This window comes from Paraburkholderia sp. HC6.4b (genome assembly GCF_014200875.1).
GTDB classification, from domain to species: Bacteria; Pseudomonadota; Gammaproteobacteria; order Burkholderiales; family Burkholderiaceae; genus Paraburkholderia; species Paraburkholderia tuberum.
In genome coordinates, this window is the sequence record NZ_JACHDC010000021.1 from 78220 (window position 1) to 91147 (window position 12928).

The 12928-nt window shown below is 65.1% G+C and carries 12 protein-coding genes; 11 read left to right on the forward strand and 1 reads right to left on the reverse strand.

The features are described 5' to 3' along the window. Positions 1-148: 148 nt before the first annotated feature. From recR to HDG34_RS29190, 5 genes are all read left to right on the forward strand, one after another. Positions 149-745, forward strand: coding sequence for a recombination mediator RecR (gene recR, locus HDG34_RS29170; RefSeq protein ID WP_018418135.1), 597 nt, complete (start codon positions 149-151; stop codon positions 743-745). Between the two features lie 108 nt (positions 746-853). Then, positions 854-2095 (forward strand): CaiB/BaiF CoA-transferase family protein, encoded by a 1242-nt coding sequence (locus HDG34_RS29175; protein ID WP_184064902.1) that lies wholly within the window; start codon positions 854-856, stop codon positions 2093-2095. Positions 2096-2255: 160 nt separating this feature from the next. After that, positions 2256-3293: an ABC transporter substrate-binding protein gene (locus tag HDG34_RS29180; RefSeq protein ID WP_184064905.1), complete on the forward strand. Its 1038-nt coding sequence runs from the start codon at positions 2256-2258 to the stop codon at positions 3291-3293. Positions 3294-3418: 125 nt separating this feature from the next. Then, positions 3419-4231, forward strand: coding sequence for an ABC transporter ATP-binding protein (locus HDG34_RS29185; RefSeq protein WP_184064908.1), 813 nt, complete (start codon positions 3419-3421; stop codon positions 4229-4231). A 71-nt stretch (positions 4232-4302) separates the two neighbouring features. Beyond that, on the forward strand, positions 4303-5127 hold the full coding sequence (locus HDG34_RS29190; protein ID WP_090804632.1) for an ABC transporter permease: 825 nt from the start codon (positions 4303-4305) through the stop codon (positions 5125-5127). Positions 5128-5205: 78 nt separating this feature from the next. Here the strand turns inward: HDG34_RS29190 and HDG34_RS29195 are convergent, their stop codons facing one another. Then, positions 5206-6180: an NADPH:quinone oxidoreductase family protein gene (locus HDG34_RS29195; protein WP_090804634.1), complete on the reverse strand. Its 975-nt coding sequence runs from the start codon at positions 6178-6180 to the stop codon at positions 5206-5208. Between the two features lie 344 nt (positions 6181-6524). Here HDG34_RS29195 and surE point away from each other — a divergent pair, with 344 nt between their 5' ends. The 6 genes from surE to rlmD all read left to right on the forward strand — a co-directional run bounded on the left by surE (position 6525) and on the right by rlmD (position 12907). Continuing rightward, positions 6525-7283 carry a 5'/3'-nucleotidase SurE gene (surE, locus tag HDG34_RS29200; RefSeq protein ID WP_184063695.1) on the forward strand — a complete coding sequence of 253 codons (759 nt, stop codon included), beginning with the start codon at positions 6525-6527 and terminating at the stop codon, positions 7281-7283. Continuing rightward, positions 7280-8491 carry a protein-L-isoaspartate(D-aspartate) O-methyltransferase gene (locus HDG34_RS29205; RefSeq protein WP_184064912.1) on the forward strand — a complete coding sequence of 404 codons (1212 nt, stop codon included), beginning with the start codon at positions 7280-7282 and terminating at the stop codon, positions 8489-8491. The genes surE and HDG34_RS29205 overlap by 4 nt, the downstream gene beginning before the upstream one ends. 5 nt (positions 8492-8496) lie before the next feature. After that, positions 8497-9447 (forward strand): peptidoglycan DD-metalloendopeptidase family protein, encoded by a 951-nt coding sequence (locus HDG34_RS29210; RefSeq protein ID WP_184028933.1) that lies wholly within the window; start codon positions 8497-8499, stop codon positions 9445-9447. 11 nt (positions 9448-9458) lie between these two features. Then, positions 9459-10547 carry an RNA polymerase sigma factor RpoS gene (gene rpoS / locus HDG34_RS29215; protein WP_018418126.1) on the forward strand — a complete coding sequence of 363 codons (1089 nt, stop codon included), beginning with the start codon at positions 9459-9461 and terminating at the stop codon, positions 10545-10547. Between the two features lie 4 nt (positions 10548-10551). Beyond that, complete coding sequence (locus tag HDG34_RS29220) at positions 10552-11328, forward strand: 3'-5' exonuclease (RefSeq protein ID WP_184064915.1); 777 nt, start codon at positions 10552-10554, stop codon at positions 11326-11328. Between the two features lie 148 nt (positions 11329-11476). Further along, positions 11477-12907 carry a 23S rRNA (uracil(1939)-C(5))-methyltransferase RlmD gene (gene rlmD / locus HDG34_RS29225; RefSeq protein ID WP_184064933.1) on the forward strand — a complete coding sequence of 477 codons (1431 nt, stop codon included), beginning with the start codon at positions 11477-11479 and terminating at the stop codon, positions 12905-12907. Positions 12908-12928: the final 21 nt, after the last annotated feature.

Consider the following 12928-nt stretch of genomic DNA (forward strand, 5'->3'; position numbering starts at 1 on the left):
CGCCGCGCGCCGCGCGCAGGCTGGAAACATCGAACCTGCAGCCGCGCGTGAAAGCGTCGTCACGGCGTGAAAGCGCGGCCCGGTTCGAGCAACACCCCCGCATCCCAATTCGCCCACCCGAGCACCTCCCACGTCGACACCGATCCGCATGAAACAACCTTCCGCCCTGTCGGCGCTCGTCGAAGCGCTGCGAGCGCTGCCCGGTGTCGGGCCGAAGTCCGCGCAGCGCATGGCGTATCACCTGATGCAGCACGATCGCGAAGGCGCCGAAAAGCTTGGGCGCTCGCTGTTGTTCGCGACCGAGCATCTGCGTCACTGCGAAAAGTGCAACACATTTACCGAAGCGCAGATCTGCGAGGTCTGCCTCGATGAGGAGCGCGATCCGTCGCTGCTGTGCGTCGTCGAAACGCCGGCCGACCAGATCATGCTCGAACAGACGATGACCTATCGCGGCCTCTATTTCGTGCTGATGGGGCGGTTGAGTCCGCTCGACGGCATCGGCCCGAAGGAAATCCATTTCGACCGGCTCGTGAAGCGCGCGTCGGATGGCGTCGTCAAGGAAGTCGTGCTGGCCACCAATTTCACCAACGAGGGTGAGGCCACCGCGCATTACCTCGGACAGACGCTGAAGGCGCGCGGCCTTGCCGTGACGCGTCTCGCGCGCGGCGTGCCGGTGGGCGGCGAGCTCGAGTATGTCGACGCGGGCACGATCGCGCGCGCGATGCTCGACCGTCGTTCGATGTAGCCGCGCGGCTTTCGTTGGCCGCCGCCATATCCGTCCAGGCACGCATCGTCGCAAGTCGTTGCAAACCAGACAGACCGGGTACACAACGATGCAGAACCAAGGAGACTCATGAGCGCCACCCCCGAATCAGGCGCGAGCGCCGCGCCGCATGACGCGTGCGGTCCGCTCGCCGGCGTCAAGGTGCTGGAACTCGGCACGCTGATCGCCGGGCCGTTCGCCGCGCGTTTTCTCGGCGAGTTCGGCGCCGACGTCGTCAAGATCGAAGACCCCAAAGGCGGCGACCCGCTGCGCAAATGGCGCAAGCTGTACCCGGAAGTCGGCGGTACGTCGCTGTGGTGGGCCGTGCAGGCGCGCAACAAGAAGTCCGTCACGATCAACCTGAAAGCCGAAGAGGGCAAGGAGATCGTGCGGCGCCTCGCGAAAGAGGCCGATATCGTCGTCGAGAATTTCCGGCCCGGTCTGCTCGAAAAGCTCGGGCTCGGCTACGACGTGCTGTCCGCCGAGAACCCCGGCCTCGTGATGGTGCGTCTGTCGGGCTACGGCCAGACGGGCCCGTATCGCGACCGGCCCGGCTTCGGCGCGATCGCCGAGTCGATGGGCGGTCTGCGCCATATCACCGGCTATCCGGATCTGCCGCCGCCGCGCATCGGCATTTCGATCGGCGATTCGATCGCCGCGCTGCACGGTGTGATCGGCGCGCTGATGGCGCTGCATCACAAGCAGATGAACGGCGGCAAGGGGCAGGTCGTCGACGTCGCGCTGTACGAGGCCGTCTTCAACATGATGGAAAGCGTGGTGCCGGAATACGGCGTCTACGGCATGGTGCGCGAGCGTACCGGCGCGTCGCTGCCGGGCATCGTGCCGTCGAACACGTATCCGTGCCGCGACGGCAGCATCGTGATCGGCGGCAATAGCGATCCGATCTTCAGGCGCCTGATGATCGCGATCGAACGCGACGATCTCGCCAACGATCCGGCGCTCGCGCATAACGATGGCCGCGTGCTGCGCACGCAGGAAATCGACGCCGCGATCGGCGCGTGGCTGTCCACGCGCACGATCGACGAAGCGCTCGCGGTGCTGAACGCGGCCGACGTGCCGGTGGGCCGCATCTACAGCGTCGCCGATATGTTCACCGATCCGCAGTTCATCGCGCGGCAGATGATCCAGCGGTTCAAATGGCAGGACGGCAAGGAAATCACGCTGCCCGCGGTTACGCCGAAGCTGTCGGCGACGCCCGGTGAGACGCGCTGGCTGGGGCCGGAACTGGGTGAACATACCGATGAAGTCCTGCAATCGCTAGGTTATGATGCTGACGGCATCGCGCGGTTGCGGGCGCAACAGATCGTCTGATGCGCACAGCGCAACGCATAGAGAAAGGCGCGTAAAGCGCGGCGCTGACGCACGATTCGCGCCTTGCGACCGGCAGCCCCACACCGTGGCCAAGCGCTTGCGCAACGCGCACACGGGCGGTCAAAAAGCCGGACGACAAAAAATCTGGAGACAACGGACCATGCAACGCAGAACCTTCCTCGCCGGCGGTGCGGCGCTCGCGGGCGCCTCGCTCGCTGCCACGCCGTTCGCTTTCGCGCAGGGCAAGCCCGAGACCACCAAGGTCGCCATCGCGGTCGGCGGCAAGAACCTGTTCTACTACCTGCCGCTGACGATCGCCGAGCGCCGCAACTACTTCAGGGACGAGGGGCTCGAAGTCGAGATTTCCGACTTCGCGGGCGGCTCGCAGGCGTTGAAGGCGGCAGTCGGCGGAAGCGCCGACGTGGTCTCCGGCGCGTTCGAACACACGCTGCTGTTGCAGGCGCAAAAGCAGATGTTCCGCGAATTCGTGCTGCAGGGCCGCGCGCCGCAGATCGTGCTGGCGGTGTCGAAGAAGACGATGCCGAACTACAAGTCGATCGCCGATCTGAAGGGCAAGAAGATCGGCGTGACCGCGCCGGGTTCGTCGACGTCGATCATGGCGAGCTTCGTCCTCGCGAAAGCAGGGCTCAGTCCGAAGGACGTCGCGTTCATCGGCGTGGGCGCGGGTGCCGGCGCGATCGCCGCGCTGCAGTCCGGGCAGATCGACGCGATCGCCAATCTCGATCCGGTCGTCACGCGCCTCGAGCGCGCCGGCGACGTGCGCGTCGTGTCGGATACCCGCACGCTCACCGATACGCACATCGTGTTTGGCGGCGACATGCCGGCGGGCTGCCTGTACGCATCGCAGTCGTTCATCACGAAGAACCCGAACACCACGCAGGCGCTGACCAATGCGATGGTGCGCGCGCTCAAGTGGCTGCAGAACGCGAGCGGCAGCGAACTGATCAACACGGTGCCGGAGAGCTATCTGCTCGGCGACCGCGCGCTCTATCTCGACGCGTGGCAGCACGTGCGCGAAGCGATGTCGCCCGACGGCCTGATGCCCGCCGACGGTCCCGCGACGTCGCTGAAGACGCTGAAAGCGTTCGATCCGGTGATCCAGAACGCGCAGATCGATCTGTCGAAGACGTGGACCAACGACTTCGTGAAGAAGGCGCTCGCGACCGTCAAGGCATAAACGACGCGGCGCGCACAGGCGCATCGAATGGGACGTGGACAGGGCGATTCGCCGCGTCCACAGCCGTCGCCCCAGCGTCGCCGCGACAACTCCCCGCTAACCCGATTCCCGAAGCGAGCCGTACGATGACCGTTGCTGCCCTGGCGCTCGAAAACATCACCTGCACGTTCGCCGCGCGTGACAACCGCGCACAGCGCTACACAGCAGTTAAGGACACGACGCTGCGTATCGAGCCCGGCGAGTTCGTGTCGGTCGTCGGGCCGACTGGCTGCGGCAAGTCCACGCTGCTGAACATCGGCGCGGGGCTGCTCCAGCCGTCGGCGGGCGGCGTCAGCGTGTTCGGCGAACAGCTCAGCGGCCTGAATCGCCGTGCGGGCTATATGTTCCAGGCAGATGCGCTGATGCCGTGGCGCTCGGCGCTCGACAACGTGATGGCCGGCCTGTCGTTTCACCGCGTGCCGGCCTCGGAAGCGCGCGCGAAGGCCGAAGAGTGGTTGAAGCGTGTCGGTCTCGGCGGCTTCGGCGACCGCTATCCGCATCAGCTGTCGGGCGGCATGCGCAAGCGCGTCGCGATGGCGCAGACGCTGATCCTCGACCCCGACATCATTCTCATGGACGAGCCGTTTTCCGCGCTGGATATTCAAACGCGGCAGCTGATGGAAAACGAGCTGCTCGATCTCTGGGCCGCGAAGCGCAAGGCCGTGCTGTTCATTACGCACGATCTCGACGAAGCGATCGCGATGTCGGATCGCGTGGTGGTACTGTCGGCCGGGCCTGCGACGCATCCGATCGGCGAGTTCCGGATCGATCTGCCGCGGCCGCGCGATGTCGCCGAAATCCGTTCGCATCCGCGCTTCGTCGAGTTGCATGCGCAGCTCTGGGGTGTGCTGCGCGATGAGGTGCTCAAGGGCTATCAGCAGCAACTGACCGCTGTTTAAATGTGCCGCGCATCCCCGCCTGCGCATCGAAAAGAAGACGTGTTCAATAATCGTCCAAGGCAAACCAAGTCATGTGGAAGACGTTGCGCCCGAGCCGGGCGAATCTGGTGATCTGGCAGTGGCTGCTGCTCGTGCTGTGCTTCGTGCTGTGGTACGTGCTGACCAGCCCGACGCTGATACCGCCGTTCTATTTCGACGATCCGAACAAGGCGGCGTTTTTCTTTGGCGAGCCGCAGAAAGTACTGCAGCGGATCTGGGAATGGTTCACGGGCGGCGAGATCTATCTGCATCTGTGGATCACGCTCGTCGAGACCGTGCTCGCGTTCGTCTTTGGCACCACGATCGGGCTCGGCGTCGGCCTGTGGCTCGCGCTCGCGCCGACCGCGAGCGCGCTGTTCGATCCGTACGTGAAGGCCGCGAACTCGATGCCGCGCGTGATTCTCGCGCCGATCTTCGGCGTGTGGTTCGGCCTCGGCATCTGGTCGAAGGTCGCACTCGGCGTCACGCTGGTGTTCTTCATCGTGTTCTTCAACGTCTACCAGGGCGTGAAGGAAGTGAGCCCGGTCGTGCTCGCGAACGCGCGCATGCTCGGCGCGAACCGCAAACAGCTGCTGCGTTTCGTCTATCTGCCGAGCGCGATGAGCTGGGTGTTTTCGAGCCTGCATACGTCGGTGGGGCTTGCGTTCGTCGGCTCGGTGGTGGGCGAGTATCTGGGCTCGGCGCGCGGCGTCGGCTATCTGATCCTGCAGGCCGAGGGCACCTTCGATATCAACACGGTGTTCGCGGGGATTCTGGTGTTGACCGCGTTCGCGCTGATTCTCGATGCGATCGTCGGGACCGCGGAGCGGCGTTTGATGAAGTGGCAGCCGCGCACCGGGGATACCGAGAAGCTGTGAACGTGGATCGCAAGCGGTCCGGCGGCCGAAATCGCAGTCGGCCGCCGCGCCGTTTTTGATGCTGCTTTATTGGTCGTGCTACGGCGTGATGACCACCTTGCCGATCACGCGGCGCTCGGCCATGTCGCGCAACGCGCGGCCGGTGTCGTCGAGCGAGTAGCGGGCCGACACGTAGGGCTTGAGCTTGCCTTCACGAATCCAGCCGGTCATCTGCTCGAATGCCGCGCGATTGCGCTGCGGCTCACGCTTTGCGAAGTCGCCCCAGAACACGCCGACCACGCTTGCGCCCTTGAGCAACATCAGGTTCAGCGGCAGCCTTGGAATCTCGCCATTCGCAAAGCCGACCACCAGATAACGCCCCCTCCAGCCGATGCTGCGAAACGCCGGCTCCGCATACACGCCGCCGACCGGGTCGTAGATCACGTCCGGACCTTTGCCGTCGGTGAGCGCCTTGATGCGCTCGCGCAGATCCTCGGTGTTGTAGTTGATCGTCGCGTCCGCGCCGTGCTTCACGCAGGTCGCGAGCTTTTCGTCGCTCGATGCCGCCGCGATCACGCGCGCGCCGAGCGCCTTGCCGATTTCGACCGCCGCCAGCCCGACTCCGCCGGCCGCGCCGAGCACGAGCATCGTCTCGCCCGGCTGCAGCGCGCCGCGATCGACCACCGCGTGATGCGAGGTGCCATACGCGAGCGTGAACGCGGCCGCGAGTTCGAACGACACGTCATCGTCGAGCGGCACGCAGGCCGCGGCGGGCGCAAGCGCCTGCTCGGCAAAACCGCCGGAGCCGGTGAACGCGGCCACGCGCGAACCAGGCTTGAACTGCGTGACGCCTTCGCCCACCGCGCGCACGATGCCCGCGGCTTCCGAACCGGGCGTGAACGGCAGCGGCGGCTTGAACTGGTATTTGTTCTCGATGATCAGCACGTCGGGAAAATTGACGGCCGCGGCCTTCACGTCGATCACGACGTGGCCAGGCGGCGCTTCGAGATCCGCCAGGTTGTCGACGACCAGGCTCTCGGGCGGCCCGTACTGCTTGCAGCGAATCGCGCGCATCGTGTCTCCGTATCGTTCAGGGTTGGCACCGTTTTCGAGTGTAAAACAAAGCGCACGACCGTGCGATTTATTGCGCTGCGGGTTACAACTTGCAGCGCGCTTTCGATGCGTCGCGCGCGCTTCTCGCGCAAGCCGTATTGCATTGCACAGCGCGAAGCACGCACAGGATCCGATTTCATCGACGAGCGCGCACGGCCGCGCATTCAGTGCGAAGCAGCATCTTTGCGTTCGATACAAGCATTCGCGCACCTGGAAAATACTGGCTCGCACGACGCTTGTGCACGCCACGCAGACACGCCGTCCATGTCGTTCGCGTGCCATCTTTCCTCGGTTACAATCGGCGCATGCGAATCCTACTCAGCAACGACGACGGTTATCTGGCGCCGGGCCTCGCCGCGCTTTACGAAGCGCTGAAGCCGATCGCCAACGTCACCGTGATGGCTCCCGAACAGAACTGCAGCGCCGCGTCGAATTCCCTGACGCTGTGGCGGCCGCTGTCGGTCCTGCGTTCGGCGAACGGTTTCTACTACGTGAACGGCACGCCGACCGACTCGGTGCACATCGCACTGACCGGCATGCTCGACCATACACCGGACCTGGTCGTGTCGGGTATCAACAACGGCCAGAACATGGGCGACGACACGCTGTATTCCGGCACCGTCGCAGCCGCCACCGAAGGCATCATGTTCGGGGTGCCGGCCATCGCGTTCTCGCTCGTCGACAAGGACTGGGCGCATCTCGAAGACGCGGCCCGCGTTGCCGCCGAAATCGTCGCGCATTATCTCGCGCGGCCGTTGCCGGGACATCCGCTGCTGAACGTCAATATCCCTAACCTGCCGTATGACGAACTGCGCGGCTGGCAGATCACGCGACTCGGCAAACGTCATCCGTCGCAGCCGGTGATCCGCCAGACCAATCCGCGCGGCGAACCGATCTATTGGATCGGCGCCTCGGGCCAGGCGCGCGACGCGAGTGAAGGCACGGACTTCCATGCGGTGGCCAACGGCGCCGTGTCGATCACGCCGCTGCAGCTCGATCTGACCTACACGCAAATGCTGCCTGCGGCGCGCGACTGGCTGCGCGCCGGGAGCGGCAGTTCATGACCGGCGAGCGCGCGAAGCGCTTTCCGTTAGGTCTCGAGGACCTGGTGCGCGAACCGCGCCGGCCCGAGGGACGTCCGGGTGAGATGCGCGCGGCGGCGCTCGCGGCGAGCGCGGCGTTGAACGCACGGCAGCAGTCGGCGAAACCGACGCAGGGCGGCGCGGCCGCACGGGCGCAAGCGAGGACCTCAGCTGCTGCGCAAGCTACGCCGGCGACGCGACCCCAGGTGATTCCCCAGGCGAAGACGCAAAGCGCTTCGTTCGGTACGTCAACGGCGGCGACCGGTGCAATGCCGCCAAAGCCGCAGGCCGCGCCAGTCGCAAAGACAACGGCGAACTCGTTGGCTGGTGCATTGGCGGGGCAGCCTGTCAAGCAAGCACCAAAGTCGTCGGTCAAGCCAGGCAAAAACTCGACGCATGCGTCTGGCCACAGCGCACGCGCGACGCCATCGCCACTCCAGTCGCAACTGCAGCAAAGCGCGAAACCCGCGCCGAACGCCGCGTTGGCCGGTGCAATGAGCGGCGCATTCGGCGGCGCGACCAGCGGCGCGATGAACAACGCCCTGGCGCTGACCTCGGAACGGGTTCGCGAACGCATGGTCGAACGCGTGCGAGCCAATGGCGTCAGCGATCAGCGTGTGCTGAACGCGATGGCGGCGGTGCCGCGCCACATGTTCGTCGATCCGGGTCTTGCGGCCCAGGCGTACGAAGATGCCGCGCTGCCGATCGGTCATCACCAGACTATCTCGAAGCCGTCGGTGGTTGCGCGAATGATCGAACTCGCGGCGGCCGGGCGCGCGCTGAACACGGTGCTCGAAATCGGCACCGGTTGCGGCTATCAGGCGGCGGTGCTGAGCCAGGTCGCGCGCGAGGTTTATTCGATCGAACGCATCAAGCCGCTGTCCGAGCGCGCGAAGACGAATCTGCGTCCGCTGCGCATTCCGAATATCCGGCTGCATTACGGCGACGGGCGGCTCGGTTTGCCGTCGGCGGCCCCGTTCGACGCGATCGTGATCGCGGCGGCCGGGCTCGACGTGCCGCAGGCGTTGCTCGAGCAGCTTGCGATCGGCGGACGTCTGGTTGCGCCGGTCGGCTCGCAGGAAGGACAGAGCCAGGTGCTGACGCTGATCGAGCGCCTCGGCCCCGCGCAATGGCGCGAGTCGCGGCTTGATCGCGTTTTCTTTGTACCCTTAAAATCCGGAGTGATTTGACACCGATGAGTATGTTGCGCGCGATGCAGAGAACCACCCCGAATACCCCCCTGACCGTAACCCAGCGCAGCGTGTGCGTGCTCGCCTTGTCCCTGTTGATGACGGCCTGTGCATCCCGGCTCGACCAGGCGCCCGTCGTCGACCGCTCCGGCGGCGGCACGCTCGCCACCGCGCAGGGCGCGGCGCAACCGGCGGTGCCGCTCGGCCCGCCGCCGCCCGGCTACTATCGCGTGAAGCCGGGCGATACGCTGTACCGTATTGCGCTCGAAAACGGCCAGAATTACCGCGACATCTCGACGTGGAACAACCTGACCAACCCGAATCAGATCGAAGTCGACCAGCTGCTGCGCGTCGTGCCGCCGGGCGCGAATACCGCGGCCATGACGCCGGGCGTGTCGACCGCGCCGATCGGCAGCACGGGCGCGGTGCAAAGCGCACCGCTGAACAACAACGCGCCGGCCGTGGTCGGCGCTGCGATGCCGCCGCTCTACGGCGGCGCGACGAACGGTACGCCCGCGAATGGTGCGGTAGCTGCGCCTCCGGCCAATCCCTCTGCGGCGAGCGCCGACATCGGCAGCGCCGCGGCAGGCAACGTAGCATTTGCATGGCCGGTGCGCGGTCCGCTACTCAACACGTTCAACGACTCGACCAACAAGGGCGTCAATATCGGCGGCTCCGCGGGCGAGCCGGTTAAAGCGTCAGCCGATGGTCGCGTCGTCTATGCCGGAAATGGGCTGCGTGGTTACGGCAATCTCATTATCATCAAGCATGATGCAACTTATCTCACCGCGTATGCACACAACCGCGCTTTGATGGTAAAAGAGGGGGACGCGGTTACGAAGGGGCAGAAGATCGCAGAGATGGGCAATAGCGATTCCGACCGTGTGATGTTGCATTTCGAAGTTCGCCGACAGGGTAAACCAGTCGACCCACTGAAGTATTTGCCGCCGCAATAAGCGATACGACCATGCCGAAATCGAAGCGCCGCCCGCCGCAAGCCGAGTCTGAGACGATCAGCGAAGTCACGTCTGCCGCAGTGGACGAAAGCGGCGCTTCGGAAGTGGAAGAAGAGGTCGCGGAGGAGCGCGATCTCGACGAACGCCAGAGCGGCCTCGACGACAGCGAGAGCGCTGACGCGCGCGAAACCACCGGCGAGGCGCCGCCCGACGCCGACGATTTCCGCGCACTGCTGCAGGCCGAGCTCACGGCCGACACGATTCAGCATTATCTGAATCGCATCAGCGTGAAGCCGTTGCTCACCGTCGAGGAAGAGCAGAAATATTCGCGCCTTGCCAAGGCCGGCGAGTTCGAAGCGCGGCAGGTAATGATCGAGCGCAATCTGCGGCTGGTCGTCAGCATTGCCAAGGGTTATCTGAATCGCGGCGTGCCGCTGCTCGATCTGATCGAGGAGGGCAACCTCGGCCTCATGCACGCAATCGAAAAATTCGATCCGACGCGCGGCTTCCGTTTCTCGACCTACGCGACGTGGTGGATCCGCCAGAGCATCGAGCGCGCGATCATGAACCAGGCGCGTACGGTGCGATTGCCCGTGCATGTGATTCGTGAGCTCAACCAGGTGTTGCGCGCGAAGCGCCATCTGGAAAAGAACTCGATGAATTCGGGGGAGGCGGCCGAGCGCCGCGACGCGAGCATCGACGACATCGCTTATCTGACCGGCAAGACCACCGACGAAGTCACCGACATCCTCGCGCTGAACGAGCACACCGCCTCGCTCGATGCGCCGCTCGATCTCGATCCGGCGAGCAGCCTGCTCGATCTGCTGTCGGACGACCAGAGCCAGTCGCCAGACGCCGAAGTGCAGCATCGCGAGCTCGAAACACTGACACGCGCATGGCTCGCGCGTTTGTCGGACAAGCACCGCCATGTGATCGAGCGGCGCTTCGGTCTGAATCACATCGAGCCCGCCACGCTCGAGGAGCTGGCCGACGAAATGGGCCTCACGCGCGAGCGTGTGCGCCAGATCCAACAGGAAGCGCTGGTGCGACTGAAGCGCTTCTTTGCCTCAAACGGTGTCCGCAAAGACGCCGTTCTCTGACCTGATGACACCGATTCTTGTTTTCGACATCGAGACGATTCCCGATGTCGCCGGCATCCGCCGGCTTGAAGATTTGCCCGCGTCGATGAGCGACGCCGACGTCGCCGAGCACGCGTTCGCCGCACGCCGCGAAAAAACTGGCAGCGATTTTCTGCCGCATCACCTCCAGCGGGTCGCGGCGATTTCCTGCGTGTTCCGTGACAACAACGGTTTTCGCGTGCGCTCGCTCGGTACGCCCGAGGACGGCGAGGCGACGCTCGTGCAGTCGTTCTATCGCGTGATCGAAAAGTACACGCCGCAACTCGTGTCGTGGAACGGCGGCGGTTTCGATCTGCCGGTGCTCAACTATCGCGCGCTCGTCAACGGCATCCCCGCCTACCGGTTCTGGGATCTCGGCGAGGACGACCGCGACTTCAAGTGGAACAACTACATCAGCCGCTACCACGCGCGGCACACCGATCTGATGGACGTGCTCGCGATGTACCAGGCGCGCGCGAACGCGCCGCTCGACGCGCTCGCGAAGATGTGTGGCTTTCCGGGCAAGATGGGCATGGACGGCAGTCAGGTGTGGCAGGCGTTCCAGCAAGGGCGTATCGAGGAAATCCGCAATTACTGCGAGACCGACGTCGTCAATACGTACTTGCTGTATTGCCGCTTCCAACTGATGCGCGGTGGTTTTTCGCCGTCGGAGTATGCTGACGAGATCAACCTCGTGAAGAACGCGCTCGCGCTGGAAAGCGCGCCGCAGTGGGCCGAGTATCTGGCGGCGTTCGAGCAGTAAGCGCGCGCGAGCAGAGCCTCCGCCGGGGAGCCGCAATCCGGGCCGCGATCCGCACTCGCTCCGCGTGTGGTCCGCACCGCATCGCAGGCAAGCCCGGCGCTTCGTCTACAATCCCGCCTTTCCCCATAGTTTGTCAGGAAGTCCGCAGGTGTCCCGAACTGCCCCCCAACGTCGCTCGCCGCGGCGCTCATCGAAGCATGCCAGGGCGCACGCCCCGGCGCCGGCGCCCGTCATTACCGGCAACGAACCGCTCATCGAAATCGTTTCGCTCGATATGGAAGCGCGTGGCGTGGGCCGCACCACGAGCGAAGACGGCACGCCGGGCAAGGTCGTGTTCGTCGAAGGCGCGCTGCCGGGTGAACTCGTCAGTTATTCGACGCATCGCAGCAAGCCGAAATTCGAGCAGGCCGAGGTCGTCCAGGTGTTCCGCGAAAGCGTGCTCCGCACGACGCCGAAATGCACGTACTTCAACATCTGCGGCGGCTGCTCGATGCAGCATCTCGACATGCGCGCGCAGGTGGCGGTCAAGCAGCGCGTGCTCGAGGACAGCCTGCAGCATCTGGCGAAGCTGCGCCCCGAAACGGTGTTCCGGCCGATTCACGGGCCGTCCTGGGGTTATCGCTATCGCGCGCGGCTCGCGGTGCGCTATCTGCCGGAGCGCGGCGGCATGCGCATCGGCTTTCACGAGAAAAAGAGCAGCTATATCGCCGACATGAAGACCTGCGAGGTGCTGCCGCCGCACGTGTCGGCGATGCTGATGCCGCTGCGTTTCATGGTCCGCAAGCTGTCTATCTACGACCGCGTGCCGCAGCTCGAGCTCGCGGTCGGCTCGTCGGTCACGGCGCTCGTCGTGCGCAACCTCGAACCGCTGACGGCCGGGGACGAGCAGGTGCTGCGCGAGTTCGCGGACGAGCACAAGGTGCAGTTCTGGATCCAGCCGGGCGGTCCCGACACGGTCACGCCGCTTTATCCTCTCGACGTGCAGCTCGACTACACGCTGCCCGAATACGGCATCCGTATGCCGTTCAAGCCAACTGATTTCACCCAGGTCAATCACGCGATCAACCGCGTGCTGGTGAGCCGCGCGCTGCGCCTGCTGGCGCCGGCACGCACCGACCGCGTGCTCGACCTGTTCTGCGGGATCGGCAACTTCACGCTGCCGCTCGCGCGAATCTCGCGGGAAGTGGTCGGCATCGAGGGTAGCGAAGTGCTGACCCAGCGCGCGCTCGCGAATGCGGAGCTGAATGGCGTCGCCGGGCATACGTCGTTCGCGTGCCGCAACCTGTTCGAAGTCACCGCCGACGACTTGCGCGCCCTCGGCCAGTTCGACAAGTTCCTCGTCGATCCGCCGCGCGAAGGCGCGCTCGCGATCGCGAAGGCGCTCGCGGAGATCGCGCAGAGCGGCAACGGGCCGCTGCCGACGCGCATCGTCTATGTGTCGTGCGCGCCGGCCACGCTCGCGCGCGATGCCGGGCTGCTCGTGCATGAGGCCGGCTATCGGCTGGTGGGCGCGGGCGTCGTCAATATGTTCCCGCATACGTCGCACGTGGAATCGATTGCGCTGTTCGAGCGCGATTGAGTCTCGCGGCGCGCATAAACG

Coding starts and splice junctions, on each gene's coding strand:
- recR (WP_018418135.1), top strand. CDS start 149: ATGAAACAACCTTCCGCCCTGTCGGCGCTCGTCGAAGCGCTGCGAGCG.
- HDG34_RS29175 (WP_184064902.1), top strand. CDS start 854: ATGAGCGCCACCCCCGAATCAGGCGCGAGCGCCGCGCCGCATGACGCG.
- HDG34_RS29180 (WP_184064905.1), top strand. CDS start 2,256: ATGCAACGCAGAACCTTCCTCGCCGGCGGTGCGGCGCTCGCGGGCGCC.
- HDG34_RS29185 (WP_184064908.1), top strand. CDS start 3,419: ATGACCGTTGCTGCCCTGGCGCTCGAAAACATCACCTGCACGTTCGCC.
- HDG34_RS29190 (WP_090804632.1), top strand. CDS start 4,303: ATGTGGAAGACGTTGCGCCCGAGCCGGGCGAATCTGGTGATCTGGCAG.
- HDG34_RS29195 (WP_090804634.1), bottom strand. CDS start 6,180: ATGCGCGCGATTCGCTGCAAGCAGTACGGGCCGCCCGAGAGCCTGGTC.
- surE (WP_184063695.1), top strand. CDS start 6,525: ATGCGAATCCTACTCAGCAACGACGACGGTTATCTGGCGCCGGGCCTC.
- HDG34_RS29205 (WP_184064912.1), top strand. CDS start 7,280: ATGACCGGCGAGCGCGCGAAGCGCTTTCCGTTAGGTCTCGAGGACCTG.
- HDG34_RS29210 (WP_184028933.1), top strand. CDS start 8,497: ATGAGTATGTTGCGCGCGATGCAGAGAACCACCCCGAATACCCCCCTG.
- rpoS (WP_018418126.1), top strand. CDS start 9,459: ATGCCGAAATCGAAGCGCCGCCCGCCGCAAGCCGAGTCTGAGACGATC.
- HDG34_RS29220 (WP_184064915.1), top strand. CDS start 10,552: ATGACACCGATTCTTGTTTTCGACATCGAGACGATTCCCGATGTCGCC.